The following is a 20,895-nucleotide window of genomic DNA, read 5'->3' on the forward strand; positions in this document are numbered from 1 at the left end:
ACTCCCCCGCCGAGCGTTGCCGCGGATAGCGCCGCAAGCCGCGGATAGTTCGTCTCCCGTCCTCCGACTACTGATCGCCGAAACACCTTCGGAGATCGGACCATGTCGGTCGTCACCCGCCTGCAGATCGCCGGATGCGGCATGCATCTGGCCGACCAGATCGCCCTTGTCGGCGTCCCCCTCGTCGCCGCCCTCGCCTTCGGCGCCTCTGCCGAGATCATCGGCATGCTCGTCGCCTGCCAGTCGCTCGCCCATCTCCTGGGCTCGATCCCGGCCGGACTGATCGTCGACCGGAGCGCGCCACGCCGGGTCGCCCTGGCGGCGGTGCTGATTTCGCTCCTCGGCTTCGTCGGCACGGCGGCGAGCGTGCTCTCCGGCAGCCTGGTCGGGTTCGGCGCCGGCGTTACCGTCGCCGGCTTCGGGATCGTGCTGTTCGTGCTGACCGTCCTGTCGATCGTCCCGCGCAGCGTGCCGTCCACCCGGCTTGCCCAGGCCAATGCCCGGATCGAGATGCCGCGGGCGGCCGCCTCCTTCGCCGTGCCCCTCGTCCTGGGCGCGGTGATTTCCGCCGGCACGGTCGACTGGGTCTTCGGTGCGGCCGCGACCGGGGCCGGGGCCGCCCTGATGGCCGTGGCCGGCCTGCCCTCCTACGAAGCCGGCCACCCCAGTGCCGGAAGCCCGCTGCGGAAGGTCGTGGAAGGCGGCGCCTTCGTGCTGTCCAGCGACCTTCTGCGGGCGATCGCCGGCTGCGCCCTGTTCTGGAACTTCGCCTTCTCCGCCCTGCTGGTAACCATGGTGCCACTGATCACCGAGGTGTTGCGCCTGGACGCGGGCGTCTTCGGCATCGCCATGGCGGCGTTCGGCCTCGCCGCCTTCACCGGCTCCAGCCTCGCCGCCCGCTATGCCGGGCGGATCCGACCAAGCCTCATCCTGCTGTTCGGGCCGGGCAGCTCGGTGCCGGCCGTCCTGCTGCTGCTGACGGTGACGCCCGGCGGCTCGCCCCTGCCGATCTATGCGGGGTTCTTCCTGCTGGGCTTGGGGCCGTCCATGTGGCTGATCGCCCAGAACTCCGTGCGTCAGCTCGTCAGCCCGCGCGACATGCTGGGTCGGGTCAATGCGGTCATCCAGACCACGATCTACGGCGCGCGGCCGCTCGGCGCCCTGTGCGGCGGGTTCCTGGTGTCGATGACCTCGCCCCAGACCGCAATCGCCTTCGTCGCCTGCGCCTATGGCCTGTCGTTCCTCGCCGCGGCCCTCAGCCGGCTGCGCTCGATCCGGAGCTACGGCGATCTCGGCGTGGCGGAGGCGGGCTGATCACGTCGCCCGCTTCAGCTCCTGGCGGTCGGTGCGCCGGTTCCAGGGCAGCCAGACCGAGAAGGCCATGGAGGCGAGCCCGGGAAGGGCGACCGGGTCGGGCTTGGTGATCGGCACTGGAAGCCCCTCGTTCGAGCCACCGGCCAGCCACAGGGCGATCCGTCGGCCGAGTGCCGTGGTCATCGCCATGCCGCGGCCGTTGCAGGCGATGGCCGACCAGGCCTGATCGTCCTCGCGGTCGCCCAGGCTCATCAGGCGCGGCATGAAGTCCCGTGCCGCCGCCAGCCGCCCCTGCCAGGCATAGGCGCATTCCATCGCCGGCAGCTGCGGCAGCATCTCGCGCAACCGCTCCAGGTGATAGATCTTCGCCCGCTCGGCCGACCCGAAGGGCGAGGCGAGCAGGCCGCCGGTGACGATCCGGTTGTCCCAGGTCCAGCGATAGGCGATGAGCTCCTTGCGGGTATCGGCGGAGGCCCGGTCCTTCGGCAGCACCGTCTCGCGCAGGGCCGGGTCGAGCGGCTGGGTCGCCATCTGGAACAGGGTGATCGGGAACTGGGTCCCCTCGGCCTTCGGGGCGAGACCGTCGCCGGTCGAATTGGTTGTCAGCAGCAGGCGTTTGGCGATCAGCGCGCCACCGTCGGTCGTCACCCGCCAGCGGTCGCCCTGGCGTTCGATCTTGCGGGCGCGCGACCCGGTGAACAGCGTCGCCCCGGCCTTCACCGCCGCACCGGCCAGCCCGCGACAATAGGCAAGCGGGTTGAGATGCCCGCCGGAGGTGTCGAGGAAGGCGCCGTGATAGACGGTGCTGCCGGTCTCGTAGACCGCCTCGTCCCGGGACAGGGCCTGAACCGGCCGGCCGAGCTTCCGCCACTGGGCCACGCGGTCTTCCAGCCAGGCCCGCTTCTCCGGCGTGTGGATCGGCTGCAGCCAGCCGCTCTGCCGCGCCTCGCAGTCGATGCCGTGGCGTCGGATCAGGTCGAAGACGAGTTCACCGCCCTGGCCGATCATCTGACACACCTGCAGGCCGTAGTCGGGCCCCAGGGCCTTGGCCATGACCGTCGGGTCGAGCCCGGTCAGCAGGTTCGGCACGACGAAGCCGGTGTTGCGGCCGGATGCGCCGAAGCCCGGCTCGTCGGCCTCCAGCACCGCGACCTCCACCCCGGCCTCGGCCAGGTGCAGGGCGGTGGAGAAGCCGAGATAGCCGCCACCGACCACCGCCACATCGGTCTCCACCTCGCCGTCCAGCGGTCCGGTCTGCGGCCCGGCGGGCGCCGTGGCGTGCCAGAACGAGGACTGGAACGAGACCGACGGGTGCGGGGCCGCGGCGAGCCGTTCGAACAGGGTGGGGCGATAGCCCTCATGCGCGATCTTCGTCATGGCGCGATGCTAGATCGGGATGCCGCGGCGCGGAATGCCCTATCCGTCGCAGATCCCCGGGCGATCGAGAGATTCCTGCCCGTCCGGCATTTTCGCCTTTGCAGGAATTGCACTACCCCCCATGCCATCGCCGCTGTTTAGTGCCCTCCATGGCCCAAACCACCGATCCCCCCCCCGACAAGACGCCGAGCCTGCGCGACCTGCTGGTGGTGGTGTGTTTCACCACCATGGTCATGACGCTGGCCAGCATGGCCGTGCTGTGGATCCCCGCGATCGCGCCGGCGGTGGCGGCGGATCTCGGCGTCTCGCCCTCGCTGGTGGGCTACCAGTTCACCCTGGCCTATATGGGCGCGATGACCTCCAGCCTGCTGGTCGGCGGCTTCGTGCAGCGTTTCGGCGCCTGGCGGACCAGCCAGTGCAGCCTCGGCATGCTGGCGGTCGGCCACCTGATCCTGATGAGCGGCCATCTGGAGCTGATGATCTTCGGGTCGCTCGCCACGGGCTTCGGCTATGGGATGATGAACCCGCCGGCCATGGACCTGCTGAACCGGGTGGTCACGCCCGCCAACCGCAACCTGGTCTTCTCCGTGCGCTTCACCGGCGTTCCGATCGGCGGGGTCCTGGCCAGCCTGGTGGCGCCGTCCCTGGCGCTCGCCATCGGCTGGCAGACGACGATGCTGGTGGTCGGCGCGCTCGGCCTGGTGCTGTTCGCCGCCATGCAGCCGCTGCGCGCCCGCTTCGACGCCAACCGCCAGCCGGAAGCGCCGGTCATCCGTGACCCTTTCTCCGGCCTGAAGATCATCCTGCGGTCGCGGGCCCTGCTGTTCTTCGCGTTCACCGGCCTGTGCTTCGCCGCAGTCCAGCTCTCGCTGATGTCGTTCACGGTGACCCTGCTGGTCGACGAGGTCGGCTGGACCCTGGTCACCGCGGGCGTCGCCCTGTCCTGCATCCAGGTGGCCGGGGTCATCGGCCGCGTGAGCTGGGGGGTCATCGCCGACCGGCTGCGGTCCAGCACGGTGGTCCTGATCTTCATCGGCTCCGCCATGGCCCTGGCCAGCCTGACGGCGTCCCAGATCGACGCCTCCTGGCCCCAGGCAGTGGTCTTCGGCTTCTTCTTCGTCTTCGGTCTGGTGGCGGTCGGCTGGAACGGCGTGTTCGCCAGCGAGGCCGCCCGGATCAGTCCGCCCGGCGCGATCGGCCATGCCACCGGTGCGGTCCTGTTCATCACCTTCTCCGGTGTGCTGTTCGGACCGGTGGTGTTCTCCCTGCTGTTCCAGGTGACGGGGAGCTACTCGGCCACCTTCATCGCCTCGACCTGCCTGGCCGCGCTCGGCGTCCTGTTCCTCGGCGCCTCGCGGCGCGCCACAAGGGCTCAGTAGACGATCTTGCCGTCCGGCCGGAAGGCGTGGAACACGAAGGCGAAGGTGATCTCGTGGGCCACGTCGGTGCCGTCGCGGGTGACAACCACATTGCCGATGTCGCGGCCTTCCGCGATCTTGCGGGTGTCGAGGGCGGAGTTCTGTCCCGGCTCCCAGGTGATCATCAGGTCGCCGTCGCTCCACCAGCCCTTCTCGCGCAGCATGGCGAGGCTCCAGGCCATGTCGCCGATCACCACCACCCGGGCCATCGGCGCAAGCCCCTCCGGCATGGAGCCGTCATAGAGGAAGGGCACCGGCATGCTGTCGTAGCCCTTGTAGGGGTTGATTCCGTAGGGGCGGGCCCTGGGGTCGTTCGGAACCAGCACCTTGCCGTCGGCATGGCGCTCGGCGAAGCGCTCCGCGCTCTCCATCCGGGCCGGGACCGAGCGCAGGCGGTGGCCGGTCATCTCGCCGACGATCCCCTCGCCGGTATACTGCTGCCACCAGCTCTCGGTCTCGCGGTCGTACATGATGAGGCCGGAATTGCGGATGTTCCCGGTGGTGCCGAACTCGAGCGCCTCCCCCTCGACCCGGCGGTCGAACACGATGGCGGCGTTGCAGAGCGGGCAATAGGTCACGGCGACCGGCACGCCGCCGACCGTGTCGTTGACGATCTCGTGCCAGATCAGGATGCGCAGCGGATAGGCCCGCGCGTCGCCGGAGATCGCCACGGAAACCACCGGCTCGGTCGGTGCTAGGTCGGCGAAGCCCTTGCCCACCGTGGCGAAGACCGGCGCGTCGATCGAGGGGATGCCATCCTTGCCCGGCCCGCCGGAACTGATCTCGCCCAGCGGGACCGAATGGGTGGAGAAGTCGGTGCCCGGCCAGTCCTTGCGCCAGTCGTTGCCCGCCTCCGCGGATGGGGCGACCAGCAGGAACGCGGCGAGCAGCAGCGGCAGGAGACGAACATCAGGCATGGCTGAACAATGCGGCAACCGGGTCCTTCAACGGAAATCACGAACCGGAGAATAGGTCCAGGCGGCCATCGCCTGCCGGGTCAGCCGGTGCCGAGCTTGGCGGACCGGGCCCGGATATCGGACAGGCGGGGATCGGGCGGCAGATCGCCGATCGGATCGTCGATATCGCCGAACTGGCGGAACAGCTCAGCCGATTCGATGGCGGTGGTGTGGACCTTGCGGGTCTCGCGCGGGTTCAGCATGCCGAACGCCTTGCCGGCATGGCGGCGGTCGATCTCGGCCAGGGTATGCGCGGCCTTCACGACGGCGGCATGCACAAATCCCGTGCCGACGGTACGGTCAACCGCATCCGCCAGAATTTCCAAAGCCTTGCGCTCGGACTCGGGTTTCGCCATGCGCCACTCACACGCGTCCAATCTGGACGCATTCATCACCAACCGTTAGCCAGATTTAATGATTCGACCGAGTCGTGCAAGTGAATTTGATTTTATTGATTTGCCATTTAGCGTTATCGGTACGGTGTTCTTACGGAAGTTAAAGTCGGCCCGAGCCCGGATTTTCCTCCCCGCCCGAGATGTCGGACGGGTTACCGGGAGGCGGGAAATCGCGTGACGACCGGGACGCGGGGCCGCTAGCCTGAACATCCCGACCTTGCCGGAGTTCGGCGATGAAAGTTCTGATCCCTCTCCTGGTCTTCGCCGGCCTGATCGCGCTCGCCGTCCGCATGACCCTGCGGCAGTTCCGACTGGAGCAGATCTCCGCCTCGGGAGACACCCCCGCCGGCCCCGCCATCGTCGCCGCAGCCGACAGCAACGGCAAGTTCCAACGGGTTACCGACGGGCTGGAGGAGATGCGTCAGACCTGGCACCCGGTCCGGTTTCCCTCCGGCTGGGAATCCCGCAGCGGCGGCTTTCCGGAGGAGAAGGCCTACAGCGATCGCAACATGATCCTGCGCCGCGACTGGTGCATGGAGAACTGCGAGGACCCCTGGCGGGTGGAGGTGGTGCGTGGCTCAGCCCCGATCTTCTGGTTCCAGTCCCTGCGGGACGCCAGCGCCTTCACCTACGCGTGGTTCCCGTTCAAGTGCTCGTAAGACGGCGGCGGGCGACCGCTACTGGTTCTGCTGGCGCCACTCCGCCGGGTGCTCGAACTTGAGCCCCCAGATGCCCAGCTTCTCGCGCTTGGCCATGCCTTCCAGCGGTGCGTAGTCCGGGCGCTCGTCGGGCAGGGCGACCGCCCAGCCGGTGCGCACCATGCGGGTGTTGAGGTTCATGTCGCCGGCATAGCAGGTGGCGACCATCCGGCCCTCCTCATCCGAGCCTTCGCTCACGCAGACCACGTCATTGCGGCCGATCAGCTCGCGCAGGGCATCCATCGCCTGGATGCCGCACTGGTAGGGGCGCCCGAACTCGTTCTCGCAGTACTGATCCAGCTCCGGCGCATCGATGCCGGACAGCCGGACCGCCTCGCGGCCGACGGTCAGCGTATCGCCCGAGGTCACCGACGGCCGACCCTTGATCTGCTGTGCTTCGACGACGGAGGACGTCGCCACCAACCCCATGGCCAGCACAAGACCGGCCATCATCACGGTTCTCCTCATAGGCCCCACTTCCGAGTTCTTCGAGCGGTCGACAAAGTTGGCGCAGTCTACATGAGATCACGGCCCTGTCCGATACCCGGAGTGATCGTCGGGATAAGCCCGCAGATTACAGGATCTCCAGGTGTTTCTTCGACTTGGGCGGAGGGAAGGCGGCGTCAAGGGCGGCCAGATCCTCGGCGTCGAGCTGGACCTCCAGGGCGGCCGCGTTCGCCCGCACATGCTCCGGCCGCGCCGCCTTCGGAATCGCGATCACCCCCTCGCGCCGCAGCACCCAGGCCAGGGCCACCGTCAGATCGGAAACGCCGTGTTTGTCGGCGATCGGACGCAGCGCCCTGTGGCCGCCCAGCCGCCCCTGCTCCAGGGGCGAATAGGCCATGACCGGCATGCCCTTGCGCTCGCACCAGGGCAGCAGGTCGAACTCGGGCCCCCGGCGGGTCAGGTTGTACAGGATCTGATTGGTGGCACAGGCGCCGCGGCCGGCATCGTGCACGTCCTCCATCTCGCCGGTGTCGAAGTTGCTGACACCCCAGTGCCGGATCTTGCCATCGCGCTGGAGCTGCTCGAAGGCGCCGAAGGTCTCCTCCAGGGGCGAGGAGCCGGGCCAGTGGAGCAGGTAGAGGTCGATGGTCTCGATCCCCATGCGCCGCAGGCTGGCCTCGCAGGCCTCCACCGTGCCGGTGTGGTCGGCGTTGAACGGCAGGACCTTGGAAACGATGAACAGGCCGTCGCGCCGGCCGGCGATGGCATCGCCCACCACCTCCTCCGAGCCGCCGGAGGCGTACATCTCCGCCGTGTCGATCAGGGTCATGCCGAGATCGATGCCCAGGCGCAGCGCCTCCGCCTCGGCCTTCCGGTCCGCCCCGCGTTCGCCCATGTGCCAGGTCCCGAGGCCCAGCGCCGGGACGCGCTCGCCGCCCGGCAGTGTCACCGTCTTCATGATTACCTCCCTCTTGCGTCGCGGGCGCGCTTCACCTCCTCCTGGTAGCGCATCACGCGGTCTTTCAGGCCGGGGCGCGAAGCCGAGGCGACCAGCGCCGCCATGTCGCGGGCCCGGCCGTCCTCCAGCGTCAGGCCCGACACCGTCGCCAGGATGCCGCTCTCCAGGCGCGTCGCCATGGCCGTCGCCCGGTCGATCTCTCCGGCAATCCCGTCCTCGTCGATCACCGCGTCGATCAGGCCGAGCGACAGGGCCTCGTCCTGGTCGAGCCGGCGGCCGCCGGCGACGATCTCCAGCGCCCTGTCCTGGCCGACCCGGCCGGCGAGGCGCCGGGTGCCGAGCGCGATGCCGAACCCCGCCCCCGGAAAGGCGAAGCGCCCGCTGCCGACCACGATCCGGCGGCGGCAGGCGGCGACCAGATCGGCCCCCGCTCCCATCGCCGCCCCGCGCACCAGCGCCAGGGTCGGCACCGGCGCGTGATAGACCGCCTGCAGCAGGGTCTCGATCCGCACCAGCCGCAGCAGCAGGTCGCCGTCGCTGAGCGTGTCCAGCTCGCTGAGGTCGAAGCCGGCGCAGAAATGCTTGCCCTCGCCCTCCAGGACGAGCAGGCGCACGCCGTCCCCGGGCGCCCCCTCCACCGCCGGCAGCAGCGCCTCGACGATATCGGGGCCGAGCGCGTTGCTGCGCTCCGCCCGGTTCAGGGACAGGCGCAGGACCGCGCCGTCCCGGGTGGCGAGGACCGGATCGCTCACCCGGCCGCTCCCAGCGCGTCGGCGATCGCCTTGCCGGCCGCCTTGGTCGAGGCTGTCCCGCCGAGATCGACGGTGCGGCCCGCCGGGGTGGCGACGGCGGTGTCCACCGCCTCCTCCAGCGCCATGGCGGCGCGCAGGGCAGTGTCGTCGCCGGTGTTGCGGGCGATCCAGCCGATCAGCATGGCGGTCGACAGCACCAGGGAGGTCGGGTTGGCGATCCCCTTCCCGGCGATGTCCGGGGCCGTACCGTGGGCCGCCTGGGCGATGGCGTATTTATCGCCGGCGTTCAGGGAGCCGGCTACGCCGAGCCCGCCCGCCAGTTCGGAGGCTTGGTTCGACAGGATGTCGCCGAACATGTTGGTGGTGCAGATCACGTCGAACCGCTCCGGCTCGCGCACCAGCAGCGAGGCCATGGCATCGACCAGGACCTCCTCCACCTCAAGCCCGCCCTGGTCCAGGGCCGCCGCCTTCACGGCGTTGCGGAACAGGCCATCGGACAGCTTCAGCACGTTCGACTTGGTGACGATGGTCAGCTTCTTGCGCCGCCCAGCCGCCAGCGCCGCGGCGGTCCGGCCTATCCGCTCGGAGCCCTGCCGGGTGATCTTGCGCACCGCCAATGCCAGGTCCGGTGTGGGCATGAATTCGCCGGAGCCGATATGCATGGTGCGGTCGGCGTAGAAGCCCTCGGTGTTCTCGCGCGCGATCACCAGGTCCATGGACTTCGCCAGGGACGGCACGCCTTTGCGGGTCCGGGACGGGCGGATATTGGCGTAGAGGTCGAGCCTCTTGCGGAACTCGGCCGAGGGGTTCAGCCCGCCTTCGGCCGGCGGCGGATAGGAGGCGGTATCGACCGGGCCAAGGATCACGCCGTCGACATCGGTGGAGCGGGCGAAGGTGGCGTCGCTGACGGTGATGCCGTCCTGCTTCAGCCCTTCCAGGCCGACCCGTCCGGTCTCGATCGCCAGCCCCAGACGGAAGACCGATTCCAGCCGGTCGAGCACGTTCGCGACGACGTCCGTGATCTCCGGACCGATCCCGTCGCCGGGCAACATCAGCAGTTTCATCATGTCTCCCCAGGGCCGCCGGAACGCGCGCGCCGAATTCGTTTTCTTGTAAGACCGGCGCAACGAAAGCGTCACGCACCGTCAGTATCAGATCGGCGAAAAGACGCGCGTTCAGATGCGTCTCGCTTCGACACCGAGCCGGACCATTTCGGTCCCGACGGTAGGCCGCGCCGCTTCCGGCCTTAGGGAGACATACCCATGGACCACACGCAAGATACCGATCGCTCGTACGCCGCTCAGGGCCTGAGCTTCGACGCCTGGGACGAGCTTCAGTCGCCGCCGCCGGCCACCACCGACTTCGATGCCGTTGTCGAGCGTGCCCTGTCGCGCCGCGGCTTTCTCGGCGGCCTCGCCCTGATGGGCGGTGCGGCCTTCCTGATGGGTACCTCCGCCCTCACCCCGGCCCGCGCCGCCTCCCGCCTCGGCTTCGACGCCGTGGCCGCCAACACCCTCGACACCATCACCGTGCCGACCGGCTACAAGTGGCAGGTGGTGACCGCCTGGGGCGACCCGCTGTGGTCGGACGCCTCGGACTTCGATCCGCAGACCCGCGGCACCGGCGCCAGCCAGGAGCGGGCCTTCGGCGACAACAATGACGGCATGGCCCTGTTCACAGATGGCGGACGCAACATCCTCGCGGTGAACAACGAGTACACCAACCTGGAGCACACCTACGGCAACCGGCCGGAAGGCAAGCCGGTCGACGCCGACGACGTGCGCAAGGGCAAGGCCGCCCATGGCGTGTCGGTGATGGAAGTGACCGAGACCGACGGCACCTGGAGCGTGGTCAAGGACAGCCCGTTCAACCGCCGCATCACCGCCGACACGCCGATGGAGATCACTGGTCCGGCCCGCGGCCACGACCTGCTGAAGACCGCCGCCGATCCGGACGGCACCACCGCGCTCGGCACCTGGAACAACTGCGGCAGCGGCCGCACGCCCTGGGGCACCTATCTGACCTGCGAGGAGAACTTCAACGGCTACTTCTCCTCCTCCGACGCCGACTACAAGCCGAGCAAGGAGCTCAGCCGCTACGGCGTGTCCAACAAGGACTGGGGCTATGCCTGGGCCATGGCGGACGAGCGGTTCGACATCTCCAAGCACCCGAACGAGCCGAACCGGGCGGGCTACATCGTCGAGATCGACCCGTTCGACCCGACCTCCACCCCGAAGAAGCGCACGGCCCTCGGCCGCATCAAGCACGAGAACGCCGAACTGGTGATCGACCGCTCGGGCCATGCCGTCGTCTATATGGGCGACGATGAGCGCGGCGAGTTCCTCTACAAGTTCGTCTCCGACGGCACCTACAGCCTGGGCGGCGACAATGCCGACCTGCTGGAGTCCGGATCCCTGTTCGTCGCCAAGTTCAACGACGACGGCACCGGCGAATGGCTGGCCCTGACGCCGGAGACCACCGGCATGGCCTCCCAGGCGGAGATCTGCATCCACACCCGCCAGGCTGCCTCTTCGGTCGGCGCCACCACGATGGACCGCCCGGAATGGGTCGCCGCCAACCCGGGCAAGGCCGAGGTCTATTGCTGCCTGACCAACAACAGGAACCGCGGCGTGAAGCCGAATGCCGGCGGCGACGCCACCCCGGTGAACGGCCCGAACCCGCGCGAGAAGAACGAGTACGGCCAGATCGTGCGCTGGATGCCGGATGGCGGCGACCACACCGCGGCCGGCTTCACCTGGAACCTGTTCGTGCTGGCCGGCAACCCGACGGTCCACAAGGACGCCTATGCCGGGTCGGAGAACGTGACCGCCGACAACATGTTCAACTCGCCGGACGGCCTCGCCTTCGACACCACCGGCCTGCTGTGGATCCAGACCGACGGCAGCTATGACAACGAGGGCGACTTCGCCGGCCAGGGCAACAACCAGATGCTGATCGGCGACCCGGAAACGGGCGAGATCAAGCGCTTCCTGGTCGGCCCGAAGGAGTGCGAGATCACCGGCATCACCTGGAGTGCGGACCGCCGCACGGTCTTCGTCGGCGTCCAGCACCCGGGCGAAGAGGGCGGCAGCAGCTTCCCGGGCGGCGAGGGCTCGGTGCCGCGCTCCTGTGTGGTCGCCATCAAGCGCGAGGACGGCGGCCTGATCGGCTGACCGCGCCCATCAGCGACACATGACAAGGGCGGCCTCCCGGGCCGCCCTTTCTATCTTCAACGCCGGGTCAGCAAGTCCAGAGCGACCGGATTGAACCACTCCGCATCCTCGTACTGCACCCAGTGGCCGACGCCGTCGCGCATGGCGATGCCGGCCTCGGGCTGGATCGCCTTCAGGGCCGCGTGGCGCGGCTCGAAGAACCCGACCGCCGTCACGTCCTCGCTGCCCCAGATCAGATTGATCCGCCCCTTGATCAGCGGGAAGGTGCGCGAGAGCCGGTCGCTGAGGGAGATCGGGCGCGACCGGATGCGGTTGCGGGCCATGTTGATCTCCTGGATGTGGTCGGCGAGCGGGTCGATGTTGGCCTCGTCGGCGAACATCAGGATGCCGAGATTGTGCCGGCGCAGGCGCACCTGCTCGTCTTCCGGCATGTCCGGGGTGATGCGGATCATCTGCCGGGTCGCCGGCCCGCGGTCGCCCATGCCGGCGGCGCCGACCCCGGTATAGGTCAGGACCCGGTCCCCCAGACTTGCCGCGACCACCCCGCCGATGATCGAGCCGAAGGAGAAGCACATCATCCGCAGCGGTTCGTCGCCCGGCACCACCTGGCGCACGCCCTCGGCGACGATGGCGGCGAGGCTGTCGGCGTCGTAGGGATGGTCGGGATCGTCGCTGTCGCCCTGGCCTGGCATATCGGCGGCGATCACCCGGAAGTGCTGGGCCAGGAACTCGACGTTCCGCACCCAGTGGTTCCACGACCCGAAGCCGCCATGCAGCAGGATCAGCGGCTCGCCCTGCCCCCATGCGCGCCACACCATGCTGCCGGATCCGCAAGGGGTGCGGATCACGGTGGCGAGGGCTTCGATACGGGCGAGTTCGGCGGCGGGATCCGCCGGAGGAGTGCTGTTCATGACCTGATCGAAGCGGCGGCGGCGGTGGAAGTCAACGCCTCAACTCCGGTACGAAGAAGACCAGCAGCCCCATCGCCACCAGCCCCTCCAGCGAGATCACCGTGAGCGCCATCGAGCCGCCGAGCCAGTCCGCCAGCCAGCCCACATGCAGCACGCCGAGGGGCCCGGCGCCGATGCAGACCGAGAGGATGCCCATCAGCCGGGAGCGGATCTCGGGCGGTGCCTCGGAGAACATGATGGCGCTCTGCATGGAGGCGAAGCCGGCGATGCCGAGCCCGCCGACCACCAGCACCGCCACGGCCCAGCCGTAGTCGGTCTGCAGGGAGAACAGGAACACGCAGAAGATGAACAGGCAGGAGCCCAGCAGGTAGATCCGCCGGAACCGCTCCGGTGCCGCCAGGAAGGCGGCGGCGAGGGCCCCGACGAAGGCGCCCGCCCCCTCCACCGACAGCAGCAGGCCGATCCACACGGCATCGGCTCCGAAGGTTTCCTTGCCGACCACCGGGATCATGGCGGCATAGGGGAAGGCGAACAGATTGACGATCACCGTCACCCCCAGATGGCCCACCAGCCCCCGCGACCGGCGGAGATAGGCGAAACCGTCGCGGATCTCGGAGAACAGGGCGAAGGGCCGCGGCTCCCGCGGGGTCGGCCGGTAGATGACCAGGACCGCCAGCAGCACCGAGATCAGAAAGAAGGTGCCCGACACGACGAAGATGCCCTGCATGCCGATGGTGGCATAAAGGCCGCCACCGGCGATCGGGCCGACCATGCGGGTCGCGTTGTTGGAGGCGCTGTCCATCGCCATGGCGGGCCCCAGGCGTGCCGGCCCGACCGACTCGCCCAGGATCGTGCGGCGCACCGGGAAGTCGGTCGACCAGCCGAGCCCCGACAGGAAGGCCCCTAGTCCCACCTGCCACAGGGTCAGCGTCCCCGCCCAGGCCGACAGGGCGAGCAACCCGGCCGTCCCCGCCATCAGCGACAGCGAGGCCACCAGCAGCATCTTGCGGTCGACCCGGTCGGCGATCACGCCGGTGATCGACCCGAACAGCGCCATCGGCGCCATGCGCAGCATGGTCATCGTCGCGGTGATCACCGCCGACCCGGTCTCGGCATAGGCCCACACACCGACCGCCAGCATTTCCAGCCAGCGCATCGCGCCCATCAGCACGCCGATGGTCCAGAGCTTGCGGAAGGTCGGGTCGGCGACGAGGGAAAGCGGACCGGCGGACCGGCTTCCCCCGTCGCCGTCCCCGGCGGAACCGGTCATGGACCACCCATCAAAGCTGTCCGGCGCGGCGCAGCATGTCGATGGAGGCGGACAGCGCGTCGGCGGCGCGCTCGACCTCGGCCGCTCTGTGGGTGGCCGAGACGAGACCGCCGCAGGCCGGGTTGAGGTCCACCCCGTTGACCAGCATGGCCAGACGCAGCAGCCGGATCAGCTCCTTCGGCCGGTCCTTCATCGCCACCGACGGAAGCGACAGCGGGTCGAAGGCGAAGGGGTCGGGAACCGGCACACCGTCCTGCATGAACAGATGGAAAATCGAGTAGTCGCCATATATCGCCCACGGCACGCCCTTGTCGGCGATCACCCTGTTCAGCGCCTCGCGCAGGGCCCGGCCGGTCTCGGCCGCCCGGGCGCAGGCGTCGGTCTCGGCGATGATCGTCAGCGCCGCGGTGCCGGCGGCGGCGGAGACCGGGTTCGCGTTGAAGGTACCCGGATGACCGATCTTGTCGCGTCCCTTGGCGGCTGCCGCGTCGAAGTCCAGCGCGTCGAGGATCTCCCGCCGACCGCCGATCGCCCCGCCCGGCATGCCGCCCGCCAGGATCTTCGCCCAGGAGGTCAGGTCCGGGGTGATGCCGAACGCCTCGGTCGCGCCGCCCGGCGCCAGCCGGAAGCCGGTGACCACCTCGTCCATGATCAGCAGCACGCCGTGCTTCTCCGTCTCCTCGCGCAGCAGGGCGAGGAAGCCCGGCGCCAGCGGCGTGTAGCCGGTGCTGCCGCCGATCGGCTCGATGATGGCGGCGGCGATGTCTTTGTCCTCGGCCAGCACGCGCCGGAGCTGGTCCGGCTGGTTCGGATCGACCAGCACCACCGCGTCGGTCACCCCGCCCAGCACGCCCGGCGTCGAGCGCCCGTCGAAATGGGAGGCGACCCCGTGGGTCATATGGTCGTGCCAGCCGTGGAAATGGGTGCGGAACCGGATGACCTTGTTCCTGCCGGTGAAGTCGCGGGCGAGCCGTAGCCCCATCAGCGTCGCCTCGGTGCCGGAGGAGGTGAAGCGCACCCGCTCGACCGACGGGTACAGCCGCTTCACCGCCTTGGCCCAGGCGATCTCCCGGCGCTGGCCGGCGGCGAACTGGGTGCTCTCGGCCACCGCCTGCTGGGTCGCGGCGGTCACCATCGGATCGGCATGGCCCAGCAGCAGCGCACCGTGGCCGCCGAAAAAGTCCACATAGTCGTTGCCGTCCACGTCCCATTTGATCGGCCCGGCCGCCCGGTCGACATAGAGGCCGTAGGGCTTCAGGAAGCGGGCGTCGTGGGTAATCCCGCTGGGGAACAGCTCCCGCGCCTCGGCCGCCAGGGCGGCGGAGCCCGGCGTCTTCTCGCGATAGGCGGCCTCGATCGGCGAATTGGTGAGACGCTCTTCGGCGGCACTGTCGGGCATGGGACGTCCTGTTCGTTGGGTCAATCGGCGGCGGCCGACATCCGCTTGTCGGCCATATAGGCGGAGAGCTTCGGCCAGACCGTCTCGGCCAGGGTGCTGAAGGAACGGCGCCACAGGGGCAGCGCGCCCTCCATGTCGTGGCCGGTGAGCATGAGGGTGCCGAAATCGCCCACCTGGTCGCGGAAGGCGATCAGCCGGTCGAGCACGGTCTTCGCGGAGCCGGCGATGACCAGCTCCTTGGCCTTGACCATGGCCTCGGCCTTGGCGGCAGTCCAGTCGATATCGGTGTTGAAGTCGCCGCCGGCCAGTTTCCCCTGGGCATTGAGATAGGTGTAGTACCAGGTGAAGGTGCCCTCGGGATCGTCCAGGATCTCCTGGGCCTCGGCGTCGGTCTCGGTGATCAGCACGCTGCGTCCGACGCGCCAGACAGACGGGTCCGGGCGGCGGCCGGCCTGTTCGGCCCCGGCGACGTAGGACGGCCAGTGGGTGGCGATATCGGCGGCCGGCACGAAGTTGCCCGACAGCAGGCACCAGCCGCGCTGGCCGGCGAAATTCGCGGTCATCGAGTTCGCGCCGCGCACCGATACCGCGATCGGCGGGTGCGGCTGCTGGTAGGGGCGGATGAACCGGCCGATGCCCATCTCCGGCAGGATCCGGTCGGTGAGAGAGGTTTTGACGTGCTCGCCCTCATGGGTGAAGGGCGGGTCCTCGCTCCAGATCTTCATGATCAGGTCGATGGACTCGATCATCGCCATGGCGCGCTTGCGGCCGTCGAGATTGCCGAACACCTCCCAGTCGCTGGACAGACCGCCGGAGCCGATGCCGAACAGGAAGCGGCCCTTGGACAGGTGGTCGAACAGGGCCGCATGCCCGGCGACCACCACCGGATGCTGCTGCGGCAGGGAGACCACGCCGGTGCCGAACTTGATCTGCTTGGTCTCGGCGATCAGGGAGGCGTTGAAGATCAGCGGCGAGGGAATGGGTTCGCCCGTGGAGGTATAGTGCTCGCCCATCCAGGCCTCGGAGAAGCCGAGCCGGTCGCTGAGCAGCACGAGCTCCCGGTTCTCCTCGATCACGGTGGTCAGGTCGCGCGCCGGCGGGTGCAGCGGCATCATGAACAGGCCGAGATTGACCATCGGTGATTTCCCCTGAGCGGTATGGCCTCTTGAACGGGCCGGTTGGACGGATGCCCCCGACGGTATCATCCGCCGCGGGGACGGCGGAAGGCGGGGAATCTCGCGAAGACTCCAACCTCTTCCCACTCCCCGGATTTATTCCGGGGCAAGCGCGTGGATCTCGCGTCATGCCCACGAGTTAGGAGCGGCATCTGGCCTTACCCCGGAATAAATCCGGGGAGTGAATGTTGGGGGGCGACGGCCCAACCACCTTCTCCCACTCCCTGGACCTGTGCCGGGGCCCACGGCCGGGCCTGGTAGGTCACTCTCGAGTTCAGCTGCACTGTTTGGGTGGGCCCCGGACTAAATCCGGGGAGTGAATGTTGGGAGGGGTGACGGCCCCACCACCTTCTCCCAATCCACCGACCTGCTCCGAGGAGTTAGAGGAGGTTGAAACACCCACAAGACACTCCCCGGATTTATTCCGGGGCGAGGCCGGGACCTCGCATGGTCTACAGCGGTCCGGTAACGGCCCGGCCGCTTGCCCCGGCACAAGGCCGGGGAGTGAGCGGAGGGGGCCGTTGAAACGCAGGTCCCGCCCTGCGCCGGGACCTGAAATCGGCTGTACCGATTTCACGCCTTGTGCCGGTCGAAGGTCGGGCTCATGAGGATCTCGTTCAGGCACGCCCCCGGGCTCAGCGCCGCCAGGAAGGCGACCACGTCGGCCACGTCCTCCGGCTGGATCACCTGCTTCAATTCCTGCTCGGTCAGCTTCTTCGGCCGGCGGTCGAGGATCGGGGTGCGCACCTCGCCCGGGCAGATCGCCGTCGCGCGGATGCCGTCATTGCCGTGCTCGCGCTGGATCATGAAGCTGAGCGCCATGACCGCATGCTTGGACGCGCCATAGGCCACGCCCGCCACCTCCGAATAAAACCGCCCGGCCCAGGAGGAAGTGGTGGCGATCACCCCGTCCTTCTGCCGCAGCATGATCGGCAGGGCGGCGGCCACGCCGTTGTAGACGCCCTTGACGTTGGCATCGATCACGTCGTCCCAGCCGTCCAGCAGGGACGGATCCGCCTGGGCCTCGCGCCAGGTGCGCTGGGTGACGTTCATGCCGGCATTGTTGAACTGCAGGTCCAGGCGGCCGTGATCGGCGTCGATCCGCTTGCCGGCGTCCAACACGGCGCCGCGGTCGGTGATGTCCAGCGCGATGACGTCGGCCCTGCCGCCCGCGGAGCGGATCGCCTCGGCCAGCACCTGCAGCGGCTCCTCGCGCCGGCCGCTGAGCACAACGGTCATGCCGTCGCCGGCCAGCCGCCGCGCCGTCGCCTCGCCGATCCCGGTTCCCGCCCCGGTGATCCAGGCCACCCTTCCCTCAACACTGCGCATTGGCTCCCCCTCCCGTTTGGTCGATACTGTTTTTCCGATTCCCAAAGCTTAGCGATATGCCGCCTCCCTCCGACAGTCCTCAAAGTGCCGATCGCGGTACATCGCCGGCGCTTGCCACGCCCCTTGTCCGCTTTCGGTCGTGGTGGGACGGCCTGTCCGGGAATGTGCGCGGCTCGATCTGGCTGTTCGCCGCGGGGCTGGTCTTCGCCGTCATGGGCGCGCTGATCAAGTTTGTCGGCCAGCGGCTGCCGGTGGTGGAGATCCTGTTCCTGCGCCAGGCCTTCGTGATCCTGGTGGTGTCACCAGCAATCATCAAAGGCTTCCCCTCGGTGTTCCGGACGGAACGGCTGGGGCTACACATGCTGCGGGTCGGCCTGTCCTCCATCGCCATGACCACCGGCTTCACCGCCCTGGTCCACCTGCCGCTGGCCGAAGCCACGGCGATCAGCTTCTCACGCACCCTGTTCACCACCCTGCTGGCGGTGGTGGTGCTGCACGAGCTGGTGGGCTGGCGGCGATGGACGGCGACGGCGGTCGGGTTCATCGGCGTGGTCATCGTCGCCCGGCCCTCGCCGGAGGGCCTGAACGAATACGCCCTGCTGGCCCTGCTCTCGGCCTTCTTCGTGGCGATGATCATGATCTGCCTGCGGATGCTGGCCCGCACCGAGCGGCCGGCCACCATCATCGCCTACCAGTCGGTCTGCCTTACCGTCATCCTGGCCGGACCCGCCTGGTATTTCTGGGTCTGGCCGACCTGGGAGGACCTGGCGCTGACCGCGGTGATCGGCGGGGTGATGTCACTGGCCCAGTTCGTCAACATCAAGGCCTATTCCAACGGCGAGGCCGCGGCGATCGCCCCGGTGGAATATATCCGCCTGCTGGCCTCGGCCGGGCTCGGCTTCATGATGTTCAGCGAGGTGCCGACGATCTACACGGTGATCGGCGCCGTCTTCATCATCGCCTCGACCCTCTACACCGTGCGCCGCAACGCCATGAAGAACACGCCGGTGCCGCCGCGTCCGCCGGAAGTGGCTCCCTGAGAGACGTCAGACCCGTTCGATGAACAGCCGGCCGACGGCACCCCGGTCGCCCTTGCCCGTGGCGCCGGTCGGCAGGGCCGCCACGACCTTCAGCCGCGACGGCAGCTTGTAGCGCTCCAACCGCTCCCCCGCCCAGGCCAGCACCTGCTCCGGCACCGGTTCGCGACCGGGGGCGGCAGTGATGACGGCGATCACCGCCTCGCCGGAATTCGGGTCAGGCACGCCGGCAACCAGGGCCCCCGCCACGTCGGGATGGGAGGCCAGCACCGCCTCCACCTCCAGCGGGGCGACCTTCATACCGCCCCGGTTGATCAGGTCCTTGGCCCGGCCGACCAGGGTGACGCGCCCGTCGTCGCGGGTCTGCGCCAGGTCGCCGGTGCGGAAATAGCCGTCATCGTCGAACGCCTCGGCCGTGCGCTGCGAGTCGTGCAGATAGCCGACCATGCCGTAGGGCGAACGAATGCGCAGCTCGCCGTCCTCGGCGATCCGGATCTCGATATCGCCGCCCGGCCGGCCGAGCGATCCGGCCGCCGCGTCGTAGTCCGGCGGATCGACGAAGAAATCGCAGGTCCCGGTCTCGGTCAGCCCGTAGATGTCGCCGATCCCGGCCCCGGGCCAGGCGCTGCGGATCTTCGCCCCCAGTCCCGCCGGCAGCACCTCGCCGCCGGCCATCACCGTGCCGGTCCAGGCGGGCAGCGCCGCCGTCTCCGGCCGGTCCAGCAGCCCGCGCAGGAGCGTGGGCACCGCCGGCAGCCGATCCACATCGGCCTGCGCTAGCACCGCGGATACGGCATCCACCCCGAGCTTCTCCGGAAACACCAGCGTGCCGCCGGACAGGATCGTCAGCCAGGTCACCCACTGGCCGAAACTGAAGGTGAGCTGCAGCGCCAGCAGGGTGCGCCGACCGTCCTGCCAACCGGTCTCGCGTCGGATCATCTGCAGCTTCGCCGCCTGTCGCTCGGCCGACAGCACCGCCGCCTTGGGCGCGCCGGTGGTGCCGGAGGTGAAGACGATGGTCGACGCACCATGCAGCATCGGGTCGGGCGACAGCCGGGCAACCAGCTCTTCCACACGGGCGCGCGGCGTGGCGCGGTGGATCGGGACCGCCACCCCATTGGCCCGGTACACCGCCAGCAGCTCGACCAGGTCGACCGGGCTGTTGTCCACCAGCACCGGGCAGGGCCGGAACGCCCCCACCCCGTCGCCCATCAACTGGAGCGCCCGCGTCTCCGCCCGGCGGCACAGCTCGCCATGGCTCAGCACGGCCCCCGCCCGCTCCACGGCAGGCGCGTCGCCATGGGCCGCCATCGCGGCGAACAGGGTATCGGCGAAGACCGTCATCGGCGGGGCAGACAGGGAGCGAGCATGATCATACCCTCATCCTCACCCGCCCCACGCAAACGGACAAGCCACTGCCATGACTGACACCGTTCTCTACGAACGCCGGAGCAAGGTCGCCCTGATCACCCTGAACCGCCCGGAACGCCTGAACGCCATGGATCAGGACATGCTGAAGGCGCTGGAGGCGGCCTGCGACAGGGCCGAGGCGGATGGGGAGGTCGGCGCGGTCGTCGTCACCGGGGCGGGCAAGGCCTTCTCCTCCGGCTTCGACCTGCAGGCCCAGGCCCGCAACACGCCGAAGGGTGTCGCCGAGTGGAGGCCGGTGCTGCGCCGGGACTTCGACTGCACCATGCGCTTCTGGCACATGAGCAAGCCGACGGTGGCCGCCGTGCACGGCCCGGCGCTCGCCGGCGCCTGCGAGCTGACCATGGCCTGCGACATCACCGTGGCGGCCGAGGACGCGATCTTCGGCGAGCCGGAGGTGAAGTTCGGCGCCGGCATCGTCACCATGATCCTGCCCTGGGTGGTCGGCCCGAAGCGGGCGAAGGAGATCATCCTGCTCGGCCTCGACGACATCCCGGCCGCCGAGGCGAAGGAGATGGGGCTGATCAACCGCATCGTGCCGGTCGGCCAGGACGTGGAGGTGGCGCTGACCCTGGCGCGGCGCATGGCCGCCATGGACCGCACCCTGATCCGCGAGACCAAGCGGGCGGTGAACCGGACCTACGAGCTGATGGGCATGGGCACCGCCCTGGAGTCCGCGCTGGAGGTGGACATGCTGATCGAGGGCGAGGGCATGGCGACCAAGCATCACTTTCTCGAGATCGCCCGCACCGACGGCCTGCGCGCGGCATTGAAATGGCGCGAGGAGCGGGCCGCTGAGGCGGAGCGGGAATAGCGCCGACACTGGACGCCCGGACCGGCAATACACATCTTGGGACA

Annotated in this window: 19 protein-coding genes; 6 read left to right on the plus strand and 13 right to left on the minus strand. The window is 69.0% G+C overall.

Going from position 1 to position 20,895, the window contains the following annotated elements:
- The first annotated feature begins 102 nt into the window (after nt 1-102).
- Nucleotides 103-1,314: an MFS transporter gene (locus ACOQOP_RS12475; RefSeq protein ID WP_420562137.1), complete on the plus strand. Its 1,212-nt coding sequence runs from the start codon at nt 103-105 to the stop codon at nt 1,312-1,314.
- On the opposite strand, the gene ACOQOP_RS12480 is transcribed toward ACOQOP_RS12475, so the two are convergent.
- Nucleotides 1,315-2,691: an NAD(P)/FAD-dependent oxidoreductase gene (locus tag ACOQOP_RS12480; RefSeq protein WP_420562138.1), complete on the minus strand. Its 1,377-nt coding sequence runs from the start codon at nt 2,689-2,691 to the stop codon at nt 1,315-1,317.
- 149 nt (nt 2,692-2,840) lie between these two features.
- Here ACOQOP_RS12480 and ACOQOP_RS12485 point away from each other — a divergent pair, with 149 nt between their 5' ends.
- The gene (locus ACOQOP_RS12485; RefSeq protein ID WP_420562139.1) at nt 2,841-4,070 is read left to right on the plus strand and encodes an MFS transporter; all 1,230 of its coding nucleotides are present in this window, start codon (nt 2,841-2,843) and stop codon (nt 4,068-4,070) included.
- Here the strand turns inward: ACOQOP_RS12485 and ACOQOP_RS12490 are convergent.
- Together ACOQOP_RS12490 and ACOQOP_RS12495 are read right to left on the minus strand one after the other, a co-directional pair.
- On the minus strand, nt 4,064-5,026 hold the full coding sequence (locus tag ACOQOP_RS12490; RefSeq protein ID WP_420562140.1) for a DUF3179 domain-containing protein: 963 nt from the start codon (nt 5,024-5,026) through the stop codon (nt 4,064-4,066). The two genes, ACOQOP_RS12485 and ACOQOP_RS12490, sit on opposite strands and share 7 nt — an antisense overlap.
- Nucleotides 5,027-5,106: 80 nt before the next feature.
- Nucleotides 5,107-5,421 carry a hypothetical protein gene (locus ACOQOP_RS12495; protein ID WP_420562141.1) on the minus strand — a complete coding sequence of 105 codons (315 nt, stop codon included), beginning with the start codon at nt 5,419-5,421 and terminating at the stop codon, nt 5,107-5,109.
- Between the two features lie 272 nt (nt 5,422-5,693).
- On the opposite strand from ACOQOP_RS12495, the gene ACOQOP_RS12500 reads away from it, so the two are divergent.
- Entirely contained in the window at nt 5,694-6,119 is a 426-nt protein-coding gene (locus ACOQOP_RS12500) for a hypothetical protein (RefSeq protein WP_420562142.1), read from the plus strand.
- An 18-nt stretch (nt 6,120-6,137) separates the two neighbouring features.
- Here the strand turns inward: ACOQOP_RS12500 and ACOQOP_RS12505 are convergent, their stop codons facing one another.
- The 4 genes from ACOQOP_RS12505 to ACOQOP_RS12520 form a co-directional block, all read right to left on the minus strand.
- Complete coding sequence (locus ACOQOP_RS12505) at nt 6,138-6,611, minus strand: thermonuclease family protein (RefSeq protein WP_420562143.1); 474 nt, start codon at nt 6,609-6,611, stop codon at nt 6,138-6,140.
- 121 nt (nt 6,612-6,732) lie between these two features.
- Nucleotides 6,733-7,563 carry an aldo/keto reductase gene (locus ACOQOP_RS12510; RefSeq protein WP_420562144.1) on the minus strand — a complete coding sequence of 277 codons (831 nt, stop codon included), beginning with the start codon at nt 7,561-7,563 and terminating at the stop codon, nt 6,733-6,735.
- Nucleotides 7,564-7,565: 2 nt separating this feature from the next.
- On the minus strand, nt 7,566-8,315 hold the full coding sequence (locus ACOQOP_RS12515) for an enoyl-CoA hydratase/isomerase family protein (protein ID WP_420562145.1): 750 nt from the start codon (nt 8,313-8,315) through the stop codon (nt 7,566-7,568).
- Nucleotides 8,312-9,379: an isocitrate/isopropylmalate dehydrogenase family protein gene (locus tag ACOQOP_RS12520; protein WP_420562146.1), complete on the minus strand. Its 1,068-nt coding sequence runs from the start codon at nt 9,377-9,379 to the stop codon at nt 8,312-8,314. Before ACOQOP_RS12520 ends, ACOQOP_RS12515 begins: the two co-directional genes overlap by 4 nt.
- Nucleotides 9,380-9,577: 198 nt before the next feature.
- Between ACOQOP_RS12520 and ACOQOP_RS12525 the strand changes: the two genes are divergently transcribed.
- Nucleotides 9,578-11,488, plus strand: a complete 1,911-nt coding sequence (locus ACOQOP_RS12525) for a PhoX family protein (protein WP_420562147.1) — start codon at nt 9,578-9,580, stop codon at nt 11,486-11,488.
- A gap of 56 nt (nt 11,489-11,544) precedes the next feature.
- Here the strand turns inward: ACOQOP_RS12525 and ACOQOP_RS12530 are convergent, their stop codons facing one another.
- The 5 genes from ACOQOP_RS12530 to ACOQOP_RS12550 all read right to left on the minus strand — a co-directional run bounded on the left by ACOQOP_RS12530 (nt 11,545) and on the right by ACOQOP_RS12550 (nt 17,572).
- Nucleotides 11,545-12,399: an alpha/beta fold hydrolase gene (locus ACOQOP_RS12530; RefSeq protein WP_420562148.1), complete on the minus strand. Its 855-nt coding sequence runs from the start codon at nt 12,397-12,399 to the stop codon at nt 11,545-11,547.
- Nucleotides 12,400-12,430: 31 nt separating this feature from the next.
- Complete coding sequence (locus ACOQOP_RS12535) at nt 12,431-13,669, minus strand: MFS transporter (protein ID WP_420562149.1); 1,239 nt, start codon at nt 13,667-13,669, stop codon at nt 12,431-12,433.
- 10 nt (nt 13,670-13,679) lie between these two features.
- Complete coding sequence (locus ACOQOP_RS12540) at nt 13,680-15,068, minus strand: aspartate aminotransferase family protein (RefSeq protein WP_420562150.1); 1,389 nt, start codon at nt 15,066-15,068, stop codon at nt 13,680-13,682.
- Nucleotides 15,069-15,088: 20 nt separating this feature from the next.
- Nucleotides 15,089-16,204 (minus strand): LLM class flavin-dependent oxidoreductase, encoded by a 1,116-nt coding sequence (locus ACOQOP_RS12545; RefSeq protein ID WP_420562151.1) that lies wholly within the window; start codon nt 16,202-16,204, stop codon nt 15,089-15,091.
- Nucleotides 16,205-16,816: 612 nt separating this feature from the next.
- Nucleotides 16,817-17,572 (minus strand): SDR family oxidoreductase, encoded by a 756-nt coding sequence (locus tag ACOQOP_RS12550; protein ID WP_420562152.1) that lies wholly within the window; start codon nt 17,570-17,572, stop codon nt 16,817-16,819.
- A 164-nt stretch (nt 17,573-17,736) separates the two neighbouring features.
- On the opposite strand from ACOQOP_RS12550, the gene ACOQOP_RS12555 reads away from it, so the two are divergent.
- Nucleotides 17,737-18,612: a DMT family transporter gene (locus ACOQOP_RS12555; RefSeq protein ID WP_420562153.1), complete on the plus strand. Its 876-nt coding sequence runs from the start codon at nt 17,737-17,739 to the stop codon at nt 18,610-18,612.
- Between the two features lie 6 nt (nt 18,613-18,618).
- Here the strand turns inward: ACOQOP_RS12555 and ACOQOP_RS12560 are convergent, their stop codons facing one another.
- The gene (locus ACOQOP_RS12560) at nt 18,619-19,953 is read right to left on the minus strand and encodes a class I adenylate-forming enzyme family protein (RefSeq protein ID WP_420562154.1); all 1,335 of its coding nucleotides are present in this window, start codon (nt 19,951-19,953) and stop codon (nt 18,619-18,621) included.
- Nucleotides 19,954-20,029: 76 nt separating this feature from the next.
- Here ACOQOP_RS12560 and ACOQOP_RS12565 point away from each other — a divergent pair, with 76 nt between their 5' ends.
- Nucleotides 20,030-20,851, plus strand: coding sequence for an enoyl-CoA hydratase/isomerase family protein (locus tag ACOQOP_RS12565; RefSeq protein ID WP_420562155.1), 822 nt, complete (start codon nt 20,030-20,032; stop codon nt 20,849-20,851).
- Nucleotides 20,852-20,895: the final 44 nt, after the last annotated feature.

Origin of the sequence: Thalassobaculum sp., from assembly GCF_965223715.1 — a bacterium.
GTDB lineage: Bacteria > Pseudomonadota > Alphaproteobacteria > Thalassobaculales > Thalassobaculaceae > Thalassobaculum.

Bases quoted from the DNA above. Each gene is read 5' to 3' on its own strand.
- ACOQOP_RS12475 (WP_420562137.1), top strand. From the start codon at position 103: ATGTCGGTCGTCACCCGCCTGCAGATCGCCGGATGCGGCATGCATCTG.
- ACOQOP_RS12480 (WP_420562138.1), bottom strand. From the start codon at position 2,691: ATGACGAAGATCGCGCATGAGGGCTATCGCCCCACCCTGTTCGAACGG.
- ACOQOP_RS12485 (WP_420562139.1), top strand. From the start codon at position 2,841: ATGGCCCAAACCACCGATCCCCCCCCCGACAAGACGCCGAGCCTGCGC.
- ACOQOP_RS12490 (WP_420562140.1), bottom strand. From the start codon at position 5,026: ATGCCTGATGTTCGTCTCCTGCCGCTGCTGCTCGCCGCGTTCCTGCTG.
- ACOQOP_RS12495 (WP_420562141.1), bottom strand. From the start codon at position 5,421: ATGGCGAAACCCGAGTCCGAGCGCAAGGCTTTGGAAATTCTGGCGGAT.
- ACOQOP_RS12500 (WP_420562142.1), top strand. From the start codon at position 5,694: ATGAAAGTTCTGATCCCTCTCCTGGTCTTCGCCGGCCTGATCGCGCTC.
- ACOQOP_RS12505 (WP_420562143.1), bottom strand. From the start codon at position 6,611: ATGATGGCCGGTCTTGTGCTGGCCATGGGGTTGGTGGCGACGTCCTCC.
- ACOQOP_RS12510 (WP_420562144.1), bottom strand. From the start codon at position 7,563: ATGAAGACGGTGACACTGCCGGGCGGCGAGCGCGTCCCGGCGCTGGGC.
- ACOQOP_RS12520 (WP_420562146.1), bottom strand. From the start codon at position 9,379: ATGAAACTGCTGATGTTGCCCGGCGACGGGATCGGTCCGGAGATCACG.
- ACOQOP_RS12525 (WP_420562147.1), top strand. From the start codon at position 9,578: ATGGACCACACGCAAGATACCGATCGCTCGTACGCCGCTCAGGGCCTG.
- ACOQOP_RS12530 (WP_420562148.1), bottom strand. From the start codon at position 12,399: ATGAACAGCACTCCTCCGGCGGATCCCGCCGCCGAACTCGCCCGTATC.
- ACOQOP_RS12535 (WP_420562149.1), bottom strand. From the start codon at position 13,669: ATGACCGGTTCCGCCGGGGACGGCGACGGGGGAAGCCGGTCCGCCGGT.
- ACOQOP_RS12540 (WP_420562150.1), bottom strand. From the start codon at position 15,068: ATGCCCGACAGTGCCGCCGAAGAGCGTCTCACCAATTCGCCGATCGAG.
- ACOQOP_RS12545 (WP_420562151.1), bottom strand. From the start codon at position 16,204: ATGGTCAATCTCGGCCTGTTCATGATGCCGCTGCACCCGCCGGCGCGC.
- ACOQOP_RS12550 (WP_420562152.1), bottom strand. From the start codon at position 17,572: ATGCGCAGTGTTGAGGGAAGGGTGGCCTGGATCACCGGGGCGGGAACC.
- ACOQOP_RS12560 (WP_420562154.1), bottom strand. From the start codon at position 19,953: ATGACGGTCTTCGCCGATACCCTGTTCGCCGCGATGGCGGCCCATGGC.
- ACOQOP_RS12565 (WP_420562155.1), top strand. From the start codon at position 20,030: ATGACTGACACCGTTCTCTACGAACGCCGGAGCAAGGTCGCCCTGATC.